Raw genomic sequence first — 17,742 nt, 5'->3', positions numbered from 1 at the left:
CGGCCGGCAGGGTGGCCCCGCGCAGCGCGAGGGCGCGGTCGACCAGCGCGACGGCGGCGGGGACCTCGGGCCCGCCCGCCCGGGTCGTCCCGGTCGCCTCGGCGGGCCCGTCCCCGGCGGCCCCGCTCATCGCGGCAGCGGCACGTTCGCGGCCGCCGCGCCCGCGACGCGGCCCAGGCCCATCGCGGTCAGCAGGCCGTTGCCCGAGCTGTAGCCGCGGCCGCCCGTGCGGCCGCTGATGCCGACGGCCACGCCGCCGGTGGCGAAGATCCGCGGGATCGTCGAGCCGTCGGTGCGCAGCGGTCGGGCGTCGACGTCGATCGCCGCGCCGCCCTGGGTGTGGAAGAGGCCCGGGGTCGTGCGGCACATCGCGTACGGGGCCTGGAGCGGGCCGAAGCCGAAGTCGCTGCGGCCGAAGCGGTCGGGCGCGCCGGCGGCCGCGTCGCGGGCGGCCTCGGCGACCGTCGCGGCCAGGGCCTCGGCGGGCAGGTCGAAGTACTCGGCCAGCTCGCGCGGGTCCTCGGCGGTGCGGACGCCGCCCAGCTCGACGAGCTCGCGGAACTCGAGCTCGTTGCCGGCGACGTAGTCGCGGATCCGCTCGTCGAAGAGCACCCACGAGGTCCCGCCGTTGGCGAGCACGTCGGCGGCGAAGCCGGAGTAGCCGATCGTCTCGTCGCCGAAGCGCTGCCCGTGCGGGTTGACGAGCACGCCACCCATCTCGACCGTGGTCCAGCTGGTGATCGAGCCGTGCGGGTAGGCCACCGCGGCGTAGCCCTGGTAGGCGCCGATGTTCTCGAGCTTCGCGCCGAGGTCGCGGACCCAGGCGACGGCCTCGCCGGTGGAGCCGTGCGCGCCGAAGTACTCGGCCTGCGCGATGTCGGGGCAGTACTCGCGGAGCATCTCGCGGTTGCCGCCGAAGCCGTTGGCGGCGAGGACGATGTTCGGGGCGCCCAGGCGCGTCTCGGCGACGCGGTCGCCGCGGACCAGGACGCCGGAGACGGCGCCGTCGTCGTCGAGCAGCAGGTCCTCGACGGGGTGGCCGAGGACGAGCGGGATCTCGCGCTCCTCGAGCGCGCGCACGAGGTCGTCGACGAGGTCCTGGCCCTTGCGGCTCTTCGGCGCGTGCAGCCGCGGGACGGAGTGGCCGACGTGCTTGTAGTCCGTGATGAGGTCGAGCTCGATGCCGACGTCCTCGCGCAGCCACTCGACCAGCGGGGCGGACTGCACGGCGAGCTGCCGGGTCAGCCACTCGGCGTCGTGGGGGCCGCTCTGGCGCAGCAGGTCCTCGGCCATCCGTTCGGGGGAGTCCTCGATGCCGGCCTCGGCCTGGTACCGCGTGCCGCCGCCGGGGACGGAGCCGGTGGAGAGCGCGGTGTTGCCACCGGCGCGGTCGTGCTTCTCGACGACGGCGACGGTCGCGCCGGCGGCGTGGGCGGCGAGGGCGGCGACGAGGCCGGCCCCGCCCGCTCCGACGACGAGGACGTCGACCTCGGTGTCGAAGTCGCCCGTGGTGTTGATCTGCGGCATCTCAGCCTCCAAGGAGGTCGTCGAGGGTCGCCCGCCAGGGACGCCGGTGCAGCTCGGGGTGCTCGAGCAGGCGTCGGATCGTGGGGACGTACCGGGGGTGGACGGCGCCGACGGCGCCGAGGATCTTGTCGTCGAGCAGGACGTCGAGGCCGAGCGGCCGATCGGGCGAGCCGATCGCGCTCAGGCACGTGCGCTCGACGGTGCGGCCGTCCCGCAGCCGGACGACGATCGTCGAGGGACGGTCGTGCGGCGGCGCGGGGGTGGGGAGGAACGGCTCCAGGCGGACGAGCTCGCGCAGCGCGGCGATCCGCTCGTCCGCGACGGCGGCGGGGGCGCACGCGTCGGCGTCGACCTCGCCGCGGACGATCGCGGCGGCCGCGGCGTGCGGGACGGAGAACTTGGCGGCCAGGCTCGTGGTCGGCCGCGCCTCGTCGAGGCGCAGCGCCAGCGGGTGCGTACGGACGACGATCTCCTCGATCGCCTCGGGGGCGTCCGGGCCGAGCTCGTCGCGGGCGTCGAGCAGCGCCTCGACCGTCGAGTGCGCGTACTGGCAGCAGGCGAAGAGCTTGTGGTACCCGTCGCGGATCGCCCACGTCTCGCCGAGGCCGTCCGTCAGCCGCGCGGGATCGGCGGTCGCGCCCATCGCGCCGGTGAACGCGGAGTGCGGCGCGGTCGGGTCGCCGCCGATCCCCGCGGCGGACCACCGGGCGAGCTGCACCCCGGTCCACGCCGCGATGCCGGGCCACACGTTGCGCACCAACGCACCGGTGAGCGCGTGGTCGAACGGGCCGAGCATCGAGGTGGTGGCCCCGGCCGAGACCGCCGCCACCGCCTGGTCGGGTGCGAGGCCCGAGCCGAGGGCCGCGCCCGCCGCGGCCCCGATCGGGCCGAGCAGCGCGTGCGGGTGGATCACCATCTCGTCGTGGCGCCAGGCGCGGGCGACGCGGGTGACGACCTCGTAGCCGGCGACCAGCGCGGTCAGGAGCTCCTCCACGGTGCGGTCGTGGTGCTCCGCCTCGGCCAGCAGGGCGGGCAGGACGTAGAGCCCGGCGTGGCAGGTGGCCGGGCGGTAGCCGCCGTCCATCTCCGCCCAGTCGCCCGCCGCGCCGTTGGCCCCGGCGACGGCCGCGCGCTCGCCCCGGCGTCGGCCGCCGGCGAACAGCGTGGCCTCCTCGGGCTGGCCAGGCTGCACGAGCGTGTCGCGGACGGCGGTGACCTGCGGGTCGTCGCGGACGGCGATCATCGCCGCCACGTCGTCGGCGAGCACGAGCAGCGCGCGCTCCCGGACGTCGACGGGAAGGTCGGCGGGCCGCAGGGCCGCGGCCCAGCGGACGAGCGCCTCGAACCCCGTGGCGGAGGCGTCGGCCTGTGCGGACGCGCTCATCGACCCTGGGGTCGCGGTGGCGTCCGCGGAGGACGCCGGGCCGGCGGAGGACGCGAGGTCCTGCGGGGTCGCGGCCTGCGGGGGGAGGGGGAGCTCGGGCATGGGGCGTGCGCGTCGACGGGAGGCACCGCGAGGGGCGGCACCGTGCGCTGGCGCACACGCTAGGGCGCGACGGGTGAACTGTCAACAATCGACAGTCATCGCAACGGACGTCAGTCGGTCATCGACCGCAGGGCGTGCTCGAGCGCGCGCACCAGGTGCGTCTCCATGGCCGCCGAGGCCCGGTCCCCGTCGCCGTCGAGCACGGCGTCGACGAGCTCGTCGTGCTCCGCGACGGCGTTGTCGGCCCGGGCGGGGATGTCGCCGGAGCGCGTGCGCAGCAGCTGCAGCTCCTGGTTGACCAGGGCGACGTGCGCCGCCAGCGTCTCGTTGCCGGCCGCCGCGGCGAGCAGGGCGTGGACGTCGCGCTCGCCCTGGAACCGGGCGTCGGCCCCGTCGTCGTCGGCCAGCCCGTCGCGGATCCTGGCGAGCTGCTCGCGGTGCTCGTCCGACGCGCGGCCCGCGGCCAGGCGGGCCACGGTGCGCTCCAGTGCCACACGGACCTCGAAGAGGTCGCGCACCTCGCGCTGGGTCAGCTCCCGCACGAAGGCGCCGCGGTGGGCCTGGAGCTCCACCAGGCCGTCCCGCGCCAGGCGCTGCATGGCCTCGCGGACCGGTCCGCGGCTGACCCCGAGCTCCGTCGCGATCTCGACCTCGTTGAGCCGGCCACCCGGTGGATGGACCCCTCGGAGGATCTGTTGGCGGAGCGCCCGCTCCACCTGATCGCTGAACGAGTTGCCGGAGCGCGCGATGGGCGCCCGCTCGCTCGTGCTCATGCGCGCCCCGCCGTGGTGGTCGCGAGCGACGAAGGGCTGCCTGGTGCGGGACGGGCGTGCATCTGGGGACAGCCTACGCGGGGCGCTCCCGGACGGACGCCTCTGCCATCTGGGCCATACGGGTTGTGCCAAACGTTCAACGATCAACTGTTGACAATCGACAGGACCGTGTGGTTTGGTCTGTGGCGTGGATCACGGACAGCGCGTCATCGCCCCTCTGAAGGACCAGGTCGCCGCGGCAGGCAGCACCCGCAAGCCGCTGCTGCTGCCCGGGGTCTACGACGCGCTGAGCGCCCGCCTCGCCCAGGCCGCCGGCTTCGAGGCCATCTACGTCACCGGCGCCGGCCTGGCCAACTCGCGCCTCGGCGTCCCGGACATCGGCCTGACGAGCGTCGACCAGCTCGCCGACCACGTCGCGGCCATCAGCGACGTCGTCGACGTCCCGCTCGTCGTCGACGGCGACACGGGCTTCGGCAACGCGATCAACGTCCGCCACACGGTCCGCAAGCTCGAGCGCGCCGGGGCCTCGGCGATCCAGTTCGAGGACCAGATCTTCCCGAAGAAGTGCGGCCACTTCGCCGGCAAGGCGATCGTGCCGCTGGACGAGATGGCCGGCAAGCTGCAGTCGGCGCTCGACAGCCGCCGCTCGGACGACACGCTGATCATCGCCCGGACCGACGCCCGCGCCACGGACGGCCCGGAGGCCGCGATCGAGCGCGCCAACCGCTTCGTCGAGGTCGGCGCGGACATCATCTTCATCGAGGCCCCGACCTCGGTCGACGAGCTCCGGCACTTCGCCGAGCAGGTCGACGCGCCGCTGGTGGCCAACATGGTCGAGGGCGGCTCGACGCCGATCGTCGCGCTCGACGAGCTCGGCGAGCTGGGCTACTCCGTCGTCCTCTACGCCAACGCCGCGCTGCGCTCGGCCCAGCGCGCGGTCACCCGCGCCTACGCCGAGCTGAAGAGCGAGGGCATCAGCACCAACCTGCTCGACGACATGGCCACCTGGCAGGAGCGCCAGGACGCCGTCGGCAAGCCCTTCTTCGACGAGCTCGAGGCGCGGTACGCCTCGTGAGCAGCGCGACCTCCTTCGACCTGCGCCTCGCCGGCGGCACCGTCGTCCTGCCGGGCGGCCCGCCGCAGCTCGCGGACGTCCTGGTCTCCGGCGGCACGATCGCCGGGATCGTCGCCCCCGGGACCCCGGCGGACGCCCGCGAGACCCTCGACGTCTCCGGGCGCCACGTGCTGCCGGGCGTCGTCGACGCCCACGTCCACCTCGGCGCGGACATCACCGTCCCGCGCACCCCGGAGGACGTCGCCCCGGAGACCGCGGCCGCCGCGGCCGGCGGCGTCACGTCGCTCGTCGCCTACCTCATGTCGGCGGATCCCTACGACGACGTCCTCCCGCCCGCCCGCGCGGCGATGGAGGCGGACTCCCGGATCGACTTCGGTTTCCACTTCTGCATCGGCACCCGCGAGCAGCTCGAGGCGATCCCGCACTACGTGCAGGACCTCGGCGTCTCGTCCTTCAAGTTCTTCATGAACTTCCGCACGGACGAGGGCCTGCGCCTGGGCCTGCCGGGCAACGACGACGGCTTCCTGCTCGAGCTGCTGCAGGCGGCCCGCGCGAACGGCGCGATCGTCAACCCGCACGCCGAGAACGCGGACCTCATCAAGCTCTACGCCAGGGACGGCGTGCTCGACGGCGAGGGCTCGCCGCTGGAGCTGTGGGACCGCTCGCGTCCCGACCACGTCGAGGCCGAGGCGCTCGAGCGGATCGGCTTCCTCTCGATGCTCGCCCAGGCGGACGTCCACGCCGTGCACGTGACGAACGAGATGTCGCTGCACGTGCTGCGCGACGTCCGCGCGCACCAGCCGCGCATCTCGATCGAGACCTGTCCGCACTACCTCACGCTCGACACGTCCTCCGACGTCGGCGTCGAGGGCAAGGTCAACCCGCCGCTGCGCCCCGCCGCCGACCGCGAGGCCCTGTGGGCCGCGATCGAGGCCGGCGAGGTCGACACCATCGGCTCGGACCACGTCCCGCGCCACGGCTCCTTCAAGGAGGGCGGCCTGGCCAAGGCGTCGCCCGGCTTCCCCGGCATGCAGCAGCTGCTGCCGCTGGTCCTCACCGAGGGCCACCTGCGCCGCGGCATCGCGCTGGAGCGCCTGGTCGACCTGGTCTCGACCCGCCCCGCGCAGACGTTCGGCCTGGGCGACCGCAAGGGCGCGATCCGCCCGGGCATGGACGCCGACCTCGTCGTCGTCGACCTCGACGCCCCGACCACGATCACCGCCGAGGGCGAGTTCGCGAGCGCCGGGTTCACGCCCTGGGAGGGCGTCGAGGTCGGCGTCCGCGTCGAGCGCACGATCGTCCGGGGCCGCACCGTCTTCGCCGACGGCGCGCCCGTCGGCGACGCCGCCGGCCGGTACCTGCCGCGGCACCGCAGCGGCGTCCCCACGACCACCGGAGTCCGCGCATGAGCCCGAAGAGCCCCTGGTCCGACGTCATCACCGAGGACGACGAGCGCCGCTACGAGGCCGCCGGCTTCGGCCGCCCCTCCGGCTTCGGCACGCGTCCCGCGCTGCTGATCATCGACGTGCAGCACCGCACGATGGGCAACAGCCCCAAGCCGTTCTTCGAGTCGCTCGCGGACTACACGACCTCCTGCGGCGACGTGGGCTGGGCCGCCGTCGACCAGATCGCCAAGCTCGTCGCGGTCTTCCGCGAGCAGGGCCTGCCGATCCTCTACCCGCACGTCGCGCCGAAGACGGCCGAGGACCGCGGCGGCGTGCTCGGCGCCAAGGTGCCGGGGATCATGGACGTGCCCGACCACGGGTACCGCTTCCCCGACGCCGTCGCGCCGCAACCGGGCGACCTGCTGCTGCCCAAGAAGCACCCCTCGGCGTTCTTCGGCACGCCGCTGGCCAGCTACCTGATCGGCCTGGGTGCCGACACAGTGATCGCGACGGGCGCGACCACCTCGGGCTGCGTCCGCGGCACCGTCGTCGACGCCTTCTCCTACAACTTCAAGTGCGTCGTCCCGCACGACGCGGTGTACGACCGCACCCCGACGGTCCACCAGGCCAACCTCTTCGACCTCGGCCAGAAGTACGCCGACGTCAAGAGCACCGACGAGGTCGTCGCGCAGGTGCGCGAGCTCGGGAGCGCCGCCTGATGGCCTACGCGACGAGCTGGGACGACCAGCCCGAGATCGAGGGCCTGCCCAACAACTTCCGCGTGGCCGTCGCCGGCGCGCAGATGGGGATCAACCGCATCCGGTGGATCCACCCCACGACGCTGCCCGAGCACGAGCACCCCGACCACGAGCAGGCCAACGTCGTGATCCAGGGCTCCGTCGAGCTGACGATCGGCGGCGAGACGATGGTCCTCTCGGCCGGCGACGTCGCGATCGTCCCGAAGGGCACGAAGCACTCCGGGCGCTCGATCGAGGGCGAGGCCGTGATCATCGAGATCTTCGCCCCGCTGCGGGTCGAGAACCTCATCGGCGCCCTGGGCGCCCCGTCGCTGCCGCCCGCCGCGGACCCGGAGGCCTGAACCGTGGCCCTCCGACGCCTCACCGACCGCGTGCTCGTCGAGACGCAGCACCTCGGGTCCAACAACGGGATCGTCGAGGGCGGCGACGGCACGCTCGCGCTGGTCGACGCCCCGCACCGCCCGACCGACGCGATCGCCTGGGCGGCCACCGTGGCCGAGCACGGCGACGTGCGCTGGCTCATCAACACCGATCACCACCCGGACCACACGATCGGCAACCGCTGGGTGCCCGGCACCGTCGTCTCGCACCGCATCACCCGCGAGCGGCTCGTCACCGGCGCGCCGACCCACGAGTACCTGCGCGACCTCTTCGCGGTCATCGACGAGGCCTCCGTGCCGCTCGTCGACGACTACGAGGTCCGCCTGGCCGACGTCACCTTCGACGACCGGATGCAGCTGATCGTCGGCGACCGTCGCCTCGAGCTGCACCACGCTCCGGGCCACACGGTCAACACGATCCTCGTGCACGTCCCCGACGAGGGCGTCCTGTTCACGGGCGACGACGTCTGCAACCTGGGCCTGCCGGCGTTCCTGGACGCGAGCGTCGAGCGGTTCTTCGACGCGATCGACCGCGCCGACGCGCTGGCGTTCGAGCACCTCGTGCCCGGCCACGGCGAGCCCGGCGGCCGCGAGCTGCTGGACCGCTACCGCCAGCTGGGCCGCGAGCTCGTCGGCCGCGTCGCCGACGCGATCGACCGCGGCGAGTCGCGCGAGCGGTGCGCGGAGCGCATCAGGTTCGAGGACCTGATCCACGCGGACACCGGCGACGCCCCGGGCTACCCCGACCACTTGATCGAGCACTTCCAACGCCGCTCGATCGAGCAGATCTTCGACGACCTCGAAGCAGCCCCCGCGCTGCGAGACCGCTGAACCCCACCGCACCGACCCACAAGACAAGGAATCAGATGCGCACACTCACCACACTCGGCGCCGTCGCCGTCATGGGCGTCTCCGTCCTCGCGGGCTGCGGCTCCGACGACTCGAGCTCGTCCTCCGGCTCCGGCGGCGGCTCCGCCGGCTCGGACGTCACCACGGCCAACGTCGACTACGCCAAGGCGCAGATCGAGAAGTTCTCCGCGGTCCCGACGTTCGAGTCCGACGCCGAGCCGATCGACGTCTCGAGCCTCAAGGGCAAGACGGTCTACTCGATCCCGATCACGACCTCGATCCCGTTCTACAAGGACGGCGAGGCCGCGATGTCCGCCGCCGCCAAGAAGGCCGGCGTCAAGTACGTCACCTACCCGGCGCAGGGCAAGGTCTCCGACTTCCAGCAGGGCTTCGCCGACGCGATCAACGCCAAGGCGTCGGTCATCATCCTGAACGGCCCGCTGCCCGACACGCTCGCGCCGCAGCTGCGCAACGCGAAGGCCGCCGGCATCAAGGTCATCGCCGCGCACGAGGAGGACCCGACCTCCCCGACGCCGTCCGGCGTCGACGCCGTGGCCGCCGGCGAGTTCTACAACGCCGCCCGCCTGATGGTGGACAAGGCGATCGCCGACCAGAACGGCAAGCCCGTCAAGGCGCTGGCCATCTCCTCCGACGAGACGCGCCCCTCCAAGGGCATGGTCGCCGCGATGAAGGACGAGCTCTCCAAGCGCTGCGGCTCCTCCTGCTCGCTGACGGTCACGAACGTCCCGGTCGCCGACTGGGCCACGAAGATCCAGCCGCAGGTCCAGTCCGAGCTCAACCGCGCGGACGACATCAACACGATCCTGCCGATCTACGACTCGATGGCGCAGTACACGGACCCGGCGATCCGCCAGGCCGCCCGTGGCCGCACCGTCAACGTCTACTCGTTCAACGGCACGCCGTCGATCAACGCCCTGATGCAGAAGGGCGGCAGCAACCTGAAGATGAACGTCGGCGAGAGCCCGACGCTGATCGGCCTGCTGACGATGGACCAGGCCTTCCGCCTGATGCTCGACAAGAAGCCGCTGGACAAGCCGGCCGCCCCGCTGCGCGTCTTCACGCCCGAGAACGTGGACGACGCCGGCAACCCGCCCGTCACCGGTCAGGGCTTCGGCGACGTCGACGCGGGCTACGACAAGCTGTGGGGCCTGCAGTGAGCAGCACCGGCCACGCACCGACCGGGACCGCGAGCAGCACCCCCGGCACGGACGTCCTCCGGATCGCAGGCCTCGTGAAGCGGTTCAGCGGGGTCCCTGCGCTCGGCGGCGTCGATCTCGCGGTGGCCGCCGGCGAGGTCCACGGGCTCCTCGGCGCCAACGGCTGCGGGAAGTCGACGCTCATCAAGGTCCTCGCCGGCGTGCACCTCGCCGACGAGGGCAGCGTCCTCGTGCACGGGGACGAGGTGCCGATGCCCTTCGGCGCCGACGGCCTGCGCACCCGCGGTCTCTCCTTCGTCCACCAGGACCTCGGTCTCACCGACGCCGCGACGGTCCTCGAGCACCTGGCGCTCGACCACGTCGCGGCGCAGGGCACCCTGCGGCGGATCCCGTGGGGCGCCGAGCGCCGCCGGGCCGCCGAGCTGCTCGCCCGGTTCGAGGTCGCCGTCGACCCCGATGCGCGCGTGGACCAGCTCACCCCGGTCCAGCGCGCGATGGTCGCGATCGTCCGCGCCGTCGCCTCGCAGGAGCAGCTCGCCGAGGGCGGCGAGCGCCGCGCGCAGCTCCTGATCCTCGACGAGCCCACGGTCTTCCTGCCGAGCGCCGACGTCGGGATCCTCTTCCGCCTCGTCGACCGCCTGCGGCAGGCCGGCGACTCGGTGATCCTCGTCTCGCACGACCTCGACGAGGTCCTCGAGATCTGCGACCGCGTCACCGTCCTGCGGGACGGGAAGAACGTCGGCACGCGCGACGTCCCGGGGCTCTCCCGCGACGAGCTCGTCGAGCTGATCCTGGGCGTCAAGATCGGTGCGGTCACCCGGCCGGCCGACGGCACGACCCGCAGCCCCGAGGTCGCGCTCTCGACGCGCGGCCTCTCCGGCGAGCGGGTCCGCGGCCTCGACCTCGACCTGCACCCCGGCGAGGTCGTCGGGGTGACGGGGCTCGCGGGCTCCGGCATCGAGGAGCTCACGAACCTCCTCTACGGCGTCGAGCCCCTCCACGGCGGCAGCCTCTCCGTCCGGGGCGAGGACGTCGCCCGGCCGACCCCGGCGCGCATGCTCGACCACGACGTCGTGCTCCTGCCGGCCGACCGCAAGGCGCTCGGCAGCGCCCCCCGGCTCACCGTGCTGGAGAACATGGCGCTGCCGTTCCTGAAGTCGTCGTTCAAGGGCGGCCGCCTGCGCTGGGGCTCGCTCCGGCAGCAGTCGCAGGACACCTGCGTCCGCCTGCACGTCAAGCCCGCCGACCCCGCCGCGCTCTTCTCCAGCCTCTCCGGAGGCAACCAGCAGAAGGCGCTCCTGGGCAAGTGGCTCGACACGAAGCCCGCCGTGATGCTCCTCGCCGAGCCCGTCCAGGGCGTCGACGTCGGAGCCCGCCGGGAGATCTTCCGCCTCGTCCGCGAGGCCGTCGCCGGGGGCGCGTCCGTCCTCTGCGCGACGTCCGACTACGAGCAGCTCGTCCAGCTCGCCGACCGCGTCCTGATCTTCGCGGAGGGCCGCGTGGTCGACGAGATCGCCGGCGACGCGATCACCAAGGACGCCCTCACCACCGCCATCTACGCAGGAGCCGCAGCATGACCACCACCACGACGCGGCCCGCGGCGGCCTCCGGGCCCTCGGACGGCCCCACCGCGCCCGGGCCCGTGAAGCTCAAGACCCGCCGCGAACCCGAGCGGTTCGCCCTGATCGGCGTCTGGGCGATCGTCATCATCATCTTCTCGCTGACGACCGACCGGTTCCTCACCGAGGGGAACATCTCGAGCATGCTCGGGTCGCAGACCGTGCTGCTGATCCTGGCGCTCGGTCTGCTGATCCCGCTGCGGGTCGGCGACTACGACCTGTCGGTCGCCTCGACGCTGGGCATCTCGGCGATGCTCGTCGCGATCCTCAACGTCAACGAGGGCTGGAGCATCGTCCCGGCCTGCATCGTGGCGATCCTCGCGGGCACGGTGATCGGGGCCTTCAACGGCGCGGTCGTCGTCAAGTTCGACATCGACCCGTTCATCGTCACCCTCGGCATGTCGACCCTGCTCCAGGGCGTGCTGTTCTGGATCTCGGACTCCGCGACGATCAGCGGCATCGACGTCGGCCTGTCCGACGCGGTCCTGACCAACACGGTCCTCAGCATCCCGGTGAACTTCTGGTACGCCGTCGTGCTCTGCGCCGCCCTCTGGTGGGTGTTCGACTACACGCCGTCGGGCCAGCGCCTGCTGTTCGTCGGCCAGAGCAAGGACATGGCGCGCCTCAACGGCATCAGCGTCGGCCGCACCCGCTTCCTCGCCCTGGTGGCCTCCGGCACGATCGCCGCCCTGGCGGGCGTCGTCCTCGCCGGAACCACCGGCAGCGCGGACCCGAACTCCAGCGCCTCGTTCCTGCTGCCCGCGTTCGCCGCGTGCTTCCTCGGCTCGACGACGCTGAAGATCGGCCGCTTCAACCCGTGGGGGACGTTCATCGCCCTCTACTTCATCGTCACCGGCACGACCGGCCTGCAGCTGCTCGGCGCGCAGAACTACGTCCAGCAGCTGTTCTACGGCGCGGCACTGATCATCGCCGTGATCCTCTCCAAGATCCTGCGCCAGCGGAACGACCGCCGGCTGCAGAACGACGCACGGCAGGCCGCTTCGGCGGAAGCCGCGCAGCAGTCCACCAACTCGAAGGACATCGCATGATGAAGACCCGTGGAGCCATCGTCCGAGGCGTCGGCCTCGGCTGGGAAGTCGTCGACCTCGAGCTGGGCGAGCCCAACGACCACGAGGTCCTCATCGAGGTCCACGCGTCGGGTCTCTGCCACTCCGACCAGCACATCACCGACGGCGACCTGGCCGTGGAGCTGCCGTTCGTCGGCGGCCACGAGGGTGCCGGCATCGTGCGCAAGGTCGGCTCGGGCGTCACGCGCGTCAAGGTCGGCGACCACGTCTGCACGTCGTTCATCCCCGGCTGCGGCGTCTGCAAGTACTGCGCCCGCGGGCAGTCGTACGTGTGCCAGAACGGCTACCTGATGGAGAAGGGCGTCTCGATGGACGGGACCCCGCGCTTCTTCCTCGACGGCGAGCCGCTCGGCGCGCAGTGCCGCCTGGGCACGTTCTCCGGCCACCTGGTCTGCTCGGAGCAGCAGGCCATCAAGATCGACGACGACATCCCGCTCGAGGTCGCCTGCCTCGTCTCCTGCGGCGTGGCCACCGGCTTCGGCGCGGCGGTCAACGTCGGCGAGGTCAAGCCCGGCGACGTCGTCGTGATCATGGGCATGGGCGGCGTCGGCGTCAACGCGGTGCAGGGTGCCGCGAAGGCCGGCGCCTCGCACGTCATCGTCGTCGACCCGCTCGAGGGCAAGCGTGCGCGCGCCGCCGAGTTCGGCGCCACGGCGACGTTCGCGACGCTCGAGGAGGCCATGCCCCTCGTGCACGAGCACACCGACTACCAGGGTGCGGACGTCACGATCATCACCGTCGGCCGCGTCGACGGGGACATCATCGGCGAGGCGTTCTCGTCCATCGGCAAGACCGGCTGCTGCGTCCTCTGCTCGCTCGGCCAGAGCACCCCGGGCATCGCGATCAACCCGCAGGACCTGCAGACGATGTCCAAGAGCCTCAAGGGCGTCATGTTCGGCAACTGCAACCCGGCCAAGGACATCCCGATGCTCCTGAAGATGTACAAGGACGGCAAGCTCAAGCTCGACGAGCTCGTCACCAACCGCTACGCGCTGGAGGACATCAACAAGGGCTTCGACGACCTCGTCTCGGGCGTCAACCTGCGCGGCGTCCTCGTCCACGACCACGCCGCCGTCGCGGCCTGAGAGGTCATCGCATGAGCACCCCCGTCGTCTCCCCCCACGCCGACGCCCCCGCGATCGGCGACACCCGCCTGCTGATCGACGGCGACCGCGTCGACGCCGCCGAGGGCGCCACGTTCGACGTCTTCAACCCCGCCACGGGCGAGCTCCTGGCGAAGGTCGCCGAGGCCCGCGCCGAGGACGTCGACCGCGCCGTCAAGGCCGCGCGTCGCGCGTTCGAGTCGGGTCCCTGGCGCGACATGAAGCCCGCCGAGCGCGCGCGGGTCATCTGGAAGCTCGGCGACCTGCTGCTCGAGAACGCCGCCGAGCTCGGCGGCCTCGAGACGCTGGACAACGGCAAGCCGTTCCTGCAGGCCAAGGGCGGCGACGTCCCGGCCGCGGCCGGGCTCTTCCACTACATGTCGGGCTGGGCCACCAAGCTCGAGGGCTCGACGATCCCGATCTCGTTCCCGGGCACGTTCCACACGTACACCAAGCGCGAGGCGCTCGGCGTCGTCGGGCTGATCGTCCCGTGGAACTTCCCGCTGACGATCGCCGCGTGGAAGGTCGCCCCGGCGCTGGCCGCCGGCAACACGATCGTGCTGAAGCCGTCCGAGGTCACGCCGCTGACGGCGCTGCGCCTGGGCGAGCTCGCGCTCGAGGCCGGCATCCCCGAGGGCGTCCTGAACGTCGTCCCCGGCTTCGGCGCCGACGCCGGCGCGGCGCTGACCGCGCACCCCGACGTCGACAAGGTGTCGTTCACGGGCTCCACCACGACGGGGCGCACGATCATGCGCGCCGCCGAGGGCAACATCAAGAAGCTGACGCTCGAGCTCGGCGGCAAGAGCCCGGACATCATCTTCGGCGACGCCAACCTCGAGGCCGCGATCCAGGGCGCCTCCGACGGCATCTTCTACAACCAGGGCGAGGCCTGCGCGGCCGGCTCGCGCATCTACGCGCACCGCTCCGTGTACGACGAGGTCGTCGCGGGCCTGTCGAAGGCCGCCGAGGCGATCAAGGTCGGCGACGGCTTCGATCCCGACTCGTTCATCGGGCCGCTCGTCTCCAAGCAGCACCACGAGAAGGTCACGGGCTACGTGGACCTGGGCCGCGAGGAGGGCACCGTCGCCTCCGGCGGCACGTACGCGAAGGACGGCGGCTACTTCGTGACGCCGACGGTCTTCACGAACGTCACCGACGAGTCGCGCGTGGTCCGCGAGGAGATCTTCGGGCCGGTCGTCTCGGTGCTGCCGTTCGACGACACCGACGAGGTCATCCGCCGCGCGAACGACACGCGCTACGGCCTGACCGCCGGCGTGTGGACCGAGAGCATGTCGACCGCGCACAAGATGGCCGACGCGCTGAAGGCCGGCACGGTGTGGGTCAACTGCTACGGCGTGTTCGACGCGGCGATGCCGTTCGGCGGCTACAAGGAGTCCGGCTGGGGCCGGGAGATGGGCGGGATCGTGCTCGACGACTACACCGAGAGCAAGACCGTCTGCATCAAGGTCGGCGACTGACCGATCGCGATCGGCGCGCAGCGGGCGACGGGGCCTCCGGGTCCCGGGCCCCGCTGCGCCGACGCGGGGCCGACGCCCCGCACGGACGCGCTCTGAGAGACGAGCCATGACCCCCCAGACAGCAGGCCCGCGAGAGCAGGCCCCTGCGATCGGCGACGTGCGGCTGCTCGTCGACGGTCTCCGGGTGGACGCCCGGGACGGCGCCACCTTCCCCACCGTGGACCCCGCCACCGGCGCGGTCCTCGCCCACGTCGCGGAGGCCGGTGCGGCCGACGTCGACCTGGCCGTCGCGGCCGCCCGCCGCGCGTTCGACGACGGCCCCTGGCCGCGGGCCACGCCCGCCGAGCGCAGCCGCATCCTGTGGCGCCTCGGCGACCTGATCCTCGAGCACGCGGAGGAGCTGGCCGCCCTCGAGACGCGCGACAACGGCAAGACGTACGCCAGCGCGCTGGCCGTCGACGTCCCCGGTGCCGCGGGGCTCTTCCACTACATGGCCGGGTGGGCGACGAAGCTCGAGGGCACGACGATCCCGATCTCGGCCCCCGGCACGTTCCACACCTACACGCGTCGTGAGCCGGTCGGCGTCTGCGGCCTGATCGTCCCGTGGAACTACCCGCTCGGGCAGTCCGCGTGGAAGGTCGCCCCGGCCCTGGCGTGCGGCAACACCGTGGTCCTGAAGCCCGCCGAGCAGACGCCGCTCTCGGCACTGCGGCTGGGCGAGCTCGCCCTCGAGGCCGGCGTGCCCGCGGGCGTCCTGAACGTCGTCCCCGGCTTCGGCCACGTCGCGGGCGCGGCGCTCGTCGCGCACCCCGGCGTCGACAAGGTCGCGTTCACCGGCTCCACCGAGACCGGGCGCGCGATCATCCGCGGGGCCACCGGGAGCATCAAGAAGGTCTCGCTCGAGCTGGGCGGCAAGAGCCCGAACGTGATCTTCGACGACGCCGACCTGCCCGCCGCCATCCAGGGCGCGGCGGACGGCATCTTCTTCAACCAGGGCGAGGTCTGCACCGCGGGCGCGCGCCTCTACGTGCAGCGCGGCGTGTACGACGAGGTCGTCGAGGGCGTGGCCGACGCCGCCCGCGGGCTGCGGGTCGGCGACGGCTTCGACCCCGCCACCGAGGTCGGCCCGCTGGTCACCGCCGAGCACCGCGACGTGGTCCGCGGCTACGTCGACGCCGGCGTGGCCGACGGCGCGCGGCTGATCACCGGCGGCGACGAGGTCGGGGACGCGGGCTGGTTCCTGCGCCCCGCGGTCTTCGCCGGCGTTCGCCCCGAGATGTCGATCGTCCGCGAGGAGATCTTCGGCCCCGTCGTCGCGATCCAGCCGTTCGACGACGTCGACGACGTGCTGCGTGCCGCGAACGACTCGCCGTTCGGGCTCGCCGCCGGCGTCTGGAGCAGCGACGCGTCGAAGGTCCACCGCATGGCCGACGGCCTGCGCGTCGGCACGGTGTGGGCCAACTGCTACGGCGTGTTCGACGCGGCGATGCCGTTCGGCGGCGTCAAGCAATCCGGCTGGGGCAAGGAGATGGGCCACGCGGTCCTCTCCGACTACACCGAGACGAAGACCGTGTGCATCCGGACGGCGGTGCCCTCGTGAGCGGGCGCGGCCACGGCCCCGACGCGATCACCCGCGTCGGCCACACGCTCAGCGACAAGGCCGAGGCGGCCATCCGTGCACAGATCGTCAGCGGCGAGCGGCCGCCCGGCTCGCGGCTGAACGAGGTCGAGATCGCCGCCGAGCTCGACGTCAGCCGCGGGCCCGTCCGCGAGGCGATGCAGCGCCTGGCGCGCGACGGCCTCGTGCGCATCGAGTCCCACCGCGGCGCGTTCGTCCGGTCGCTCGACGCGGGGGAGGTGCGGGCGCTGTTCGAGGTCCGCGCATCCCTGGAGTGCCAGGCGGCCGCGCTGGCCGCCGAGCGCGCCGGCGCGGACGAGGTCACGACGCTGCGCGCGCTGCTGGCCAACTCTCGCGGCGAGGTCGAGCGCGACCTCGTCCCCCACTACCCCGAGCGCCTGGACCTGCACGAGCTGATCGTGCGCTGCAGCCGCAACATCGCGCTGACGCGGTACCTGCAGCTCGTCAACCAGGAGCTGAAGCTCGTCCGCGCGCGCTCGGGCTTCCTCTCGGCACGCGCCCCGGAGGCGCTGCACGAGCACGAGCGGATCGTCGAGGCCATCGCGGTCCGCGATCCCGACGCCGCGGCCGCGGCGATGACCATCCACATGGAGTCGGCCCTGCACAGCACGCTGGGCCTGCTCCACGAGACACCGGAGAACGACCGATGATGCTGAACGACAAGATCGTGGTGGTGACCGGGGCCGGCTCCGGCATCGGGCGGGCGTGCGTCGAGCGCTTCCGCGCCGAGGGGGCCACCGTGGAGGCCTGGGACCGCGACCCCGTCGACACCGGTGGCGACGACCGGATCGTGGCGCGTCAGGTGGACGTGTCCTCCGCCGAGGCCGTCGGGACCGCCGCCGCCGAGGCGGGCAACCGCTGGGGCGGCGTCGACGTGCTCGTCAACTGCGCCGGCGTGATCACCCCGAACCTGCCCGCGCAGGACGTCGACCCGCGCGACTACCAGCGCAACTTCGACGTCAACCTGATGGGCGTCGTGCACACCACGCGCGAGCTGCACGCCGCGCTGGCGGGGCGCTCCGGCGCGATCGTCAACGTTGCGTCGCAGGCCGCCCTGGTCTGCCTGCCGCACCAGTCGGCCTACTCGGCGATCAAGGGCGCGGTCGCGGCCCTGACCCGCTCGCTGGCGATCGACTGGGCGAGCGAGGGCGTCCGCGTCAACGCGGTCTGCCCGGGCTTCACCCGCACGCCGATGGCGACGGGCCAGATGACCCCCGAGCTCGAGGCCGCGGTCTCGCGGCGCGTGCCGCTGGGCCGCATCTTCGAGCCGGAGGAGATCGCCGCGTCGATCCTCTTCCTCGCCTCGGACATGGCCTCCGCGGTGACGGGCGTGGTGCTGCCGGTCGACGGCGGCTGGACGGCCGGGGAGCCCGCGCTCCCGATGTAGCGCCCCGGTCGTCCCGT

The 17,742-nt window shown here is 72.9% G+C and carries 16 protein-coding genes; 13 read left to right on the top strand and 3 right to left on the bottom strand.

Annotated features, from left to right (window positions below; all coding sequences use genetic code 11):
* Positions 1-126: 126 nt before the first annotated feature.
* The 3 genes from Q7T67_RS05045 to Q7T67_RS05035 form a co-directional block, all read right to left on the bottom strand.
* Positions 127-1,527: an FAD-dependent oxidoreductase gene (locus Q7T67_RS05045; protein WP_304786643.1), complete on the bottom strand. Its 1,401-nt coding sequence runs from the start codon at positions 1,525-1,527 to the stop codon at positions 127-129.
* 1 nt (position 1,528) lies between these two features.
* Complete coding sequence (locus Q7T67_RS05040) at positions 1,529-3,013, bottom strand: MmgE/PrpD family protein (RefSeq protein WP_304786641.1); 1,485 nt, start codon at positions 3,011-3,013, stop codon at positions 1,529-1,531.
* 110 nt (positions 3,014-3,123) lie between these two features.
* Positions 3,124-3,786, bottom strand: coding sequence for a GntR family transcriptional regulator (locus tag Q7T67_RS05035; protein ID WP_304786639.1), 663 nt, complete (start codon positions 3,784-3,786; stop codon positions 3,124-3,126).
* 187 nt (positions 3,787-3,973) lie between these two features.
* Between Q7T67_RS05035 and Q7T67_RS05030 the strand changes: the two genes are divergently transcribed.
* The 13 genes from Q7T67_RS05030 to Q7T67_RS04970 all read left to right on the top strand — a co-directional run bounded on the left by Q7T67_RS05030 (position 3,974) and on the right by Q7T67_RS04970 (position 17,725).
* Positions 3,974-4,861 (top strand): oxaloacetate decarboxylase, encoded by an 888-nt coding sequence (locus Q7T67_RS05030; protein ID WP_304786637.1) that lies wholly within the window; start codon positions 3,974-3,976, stop codon positions 4,859-4,861.
* Entirely contained in the window at positions 4,858-6,270 is a 1,413-nt protein-coding gene (locus Q7T67_RS05025; RefSeq protein WP_304786635.1) for a dihydroorotase family protein, read from the top strand. The genes Q7T67_RS05030 and Q7T67_RS05025 overlap by 4 nt, the downstream gene beginning before the upstream one ends.
* On the top strand, positions 6,267-6,965 hold the full coding sequence (locus Q7T67_RS05020) for an isochorismatase family protein (protein WP_304786633.1): 699 nt from the start codon (positions 6,267-6,269) through the stop codon (positions 6,963-6,965). Before Q7T67_RS05025 ends, Q7T67_RS05020 begins: the two co-directional genes overlap by 4 nt.
* Positions 6,965-7,345 carry a cupin domain-containing protein gene (locus Q7T67_RS05015; RefSeq protein ID WP_304786632.1) on the top strand — a complete coding sequence of 127 codons (381 nt, stop codon included), beginning with the start codon at positions 6,965-6,967 and terminating at the stop codon, positions 7,343-7,345. The genes Q7T67_RS05020 and Q7T67_RS05015 overlap by 1 nt, the downstream gene beginning before the upstream one ends.
* A 3-nt stretch (positions 7,346-7,348) precedes the next feature.
* Positions 7,349-8,215 carry an MBL fold metallo-hydrolase gene (locus Q7T67_RS05010; protein ID WP_304786630.1) on the top strand — a complete coding sequence of 289 codons (867 nt, stop codon included), beginning with the start codon at positions 7,349-7,351 and terminating at the stop codon, positions 8,213-8,215.
* A gap of 35 nt (positions 8,216-8,250) precedes the next feature.
* A complete protein-coding gene (locus Q7T67_RS05005; RefSeq protein ID WP_304786628.1) occupies positions 8,251-9,411 on the top strand; it encodes a sugar ABC transporter substrate-binding protein in 1,161 nt (386 codons plus the stop codon).
* Positions 9,408-10,988, top strand: coding sequence for a sugar ABC transporter ATP-binding protein (locus tag Q7T67_RS05000; protein ID WP_304786626.1), 1,581 nt, complete (start codon positions 9,408-9,410; stop codon positions 10,986-10,988). Before Q7T67_RS05005 ends, Q7T67_RS05000 begins: the two co-directional genes overlap by 4 nt.
* Positions 10,985-12,079 carry an ABC transporter permease gene (locus tag Q7T67_RS04995; protein WP_304786624.1) on the top strand — a complete coding sequence of 365 codons (1,095 nt, stop codon included), beginning with the start codon at positions 10,985-10,987 and terminating at the stop codon, positions 12,077-12,079. Before Q7T67_RS05000 ends, Q7T67_RS04995 begins: the two co-directional genes overlap by 4 nt.
* Positions 12,079-13,203, top strand: coding sequence for an NDMA-dependent alcohol dehydrogenase (locus Q7T67_RS04990; protein WP_370695362.1), 1,125 nt, complete (start codon positions 12,079-12,081; stop codon positions 13,201-13,203). The genes Q7T67_RS04995 and Q7T67_RS04990 overlap by 1 nt, the downstream gene beginning before the upstream one ends.
* Positions 13,204-13,214: 11 nt before the next feature.
* On the top strand, positions 13,215-14,699 hold the full coding sequence (locus Q7T67_RS04985) for an aldehyde dehydrogenase family protein (protein ID WP_304786619.1): 1,485 nt from the start codon (positions 13,215-13,217) through the stop codon (positions 14,697-14,699).
* 106 nt (positions 14,700-14,805) lie between these two features.
* Positions 14,806-16,299 carry an aldehyde dehydrogenase family protein gene (locus tag Q7T67_RS04980; protein WP_304786617.1) on the top strand — a complete coding sequence of 498 codons (1,494 nt, stop codon included), beginning with the start codon at positions 14,806-14,808 and terminating at the stop codon, positions 16,297-16,299.
* On the top strand, positions 16,296-16,988 hold the full coding sequence (locus Q7T67_RS04975) for a GntR family transcriptional regulator (protein ID WP_304786615.1): 693 nt from the start codon (positions 16,296-16,298) through the stop codon (positions 16,986-16,988). Before Q7T67_RS04980 ends, Q7T67_RS04975 begins: the two co-directional genes overlap by 4 nt.
* Positions 16,985-17,725 (top strand): SDR family NAD(P)-dependent oxidoreductase, encoded by a 741-nt coding sequence (locus Q7T67_RS04970; protein WP_304786613.1) that lies wholly within the window; start codon positions 16,985-16,987, stop codon positions 17,723-17,725. The genes Q7T67_RS04975 and Q7T67_RS04970 overlap by 4 nt, the downstream gene beginning before the upstream one ends.
* Positions 17,726-17,742: the final 17 nt, after the last annotated feature.

This window comes from Patulibacter sp., from assembly GCF_030655195.1.
In the GTDB taxonomy this organism is placed as follows: domain Bacteria; phylum Actinomycetota; class Thermoleophilia; order Solirubrobacterales; family Solirubrobacteraceae; genus Patulibacter.
Note: the sequence above shows the minus strand (reverse complement) of the source record. Positions and strands in the feature narration are given on the sequence as shown.

What these genes read in the sequence shown, in the direction of transcription:
- Q7T67_RS05045 (WP_304786643.1), bottom strand. Translation starts at nt 1,527, where the DNA reads ATGCCGCAGATCAACACCACGGGCGACTTCGACACCGAGGTCGACGTC.
- Q7T67_RS05040 (WP_304786641.1), bottom strand. Translation starts at nt 3,013, where the DNA reads ATGCCCGAGCTCCCCCTCCCCCCGCAGGCCGCGACCCCGCAGGACCTC.
- Q7T67_RS05035 (WP_304786639.1), bottom strand. Translation starts at nt 3,786, where the DNA reads ATGAGCACGAGCGAGCGGGCGCCCATCGCGCGCTCCGGCAACTCGTTC.
- Q7T67_RS05020 (WP_304786633.1), top strand. Translation starts at nt 6,267, where the DNA reads ATGAGCCCGAAGAGCCCCTGGTCCGACGTCATCACCGAGGACGACGAG.
- Q7T67_RS05015 (WP_304786632.1), top strand. Translation starts at nt 6,965, where the DNA reads ATGGCCTACGCGACGAGCTGGGACGACCAGCCCGAGATCGAGGGCCTG.
- Q7T67_RS05005 (WP_304786628.1), top strand. Translation starts at nt 8,251, where the DNA reads ATGCGCACACTCACCACACTCGGCGCCGTCGCCGTCATGGGCGTCTCC.
- Q7T67_RS04995 (WP_304786624.1), top strand. Translation starts at nt 10,985, where the DNA reads ATGACCACCACCACGACGCGGCCCGCGGCGGCCTCCGGGCCCTCGGAC.
- Q7T67_RS04990 (WP_370695362.1), top strand. Translation starts at nt 12,079, where the DNA reads ATGAAGACCCGTGGAGCCATCGTCCGAGGCGTCGGCCTCGGCTGGGAA.
- Q7T67_RS04985 (WP_304786619.1), top strand. Translation starts at nt 13,215, where the DNA reads ATGAGCACCCCCGTCGTCTCCCCCCACGCCGACGCCCCCGCGATCGGC.
- Q7T67_RS04980 (WP_304786617.1), top strand. Translation starts at nt 14,806, where the DNA reads ATGACCCCCCAGACAGCAGGCCCGCGAGAGCAGGCCCCTGCGATCGGC.
- Q7T67_RS04970 (WP_304786613.1), top strand. Translation starts at nt 16,985, where the DNA reads ATGATGCTGAACGACAAGATCGTGGTGGTGACCGGGGCCGGCTCCGGC.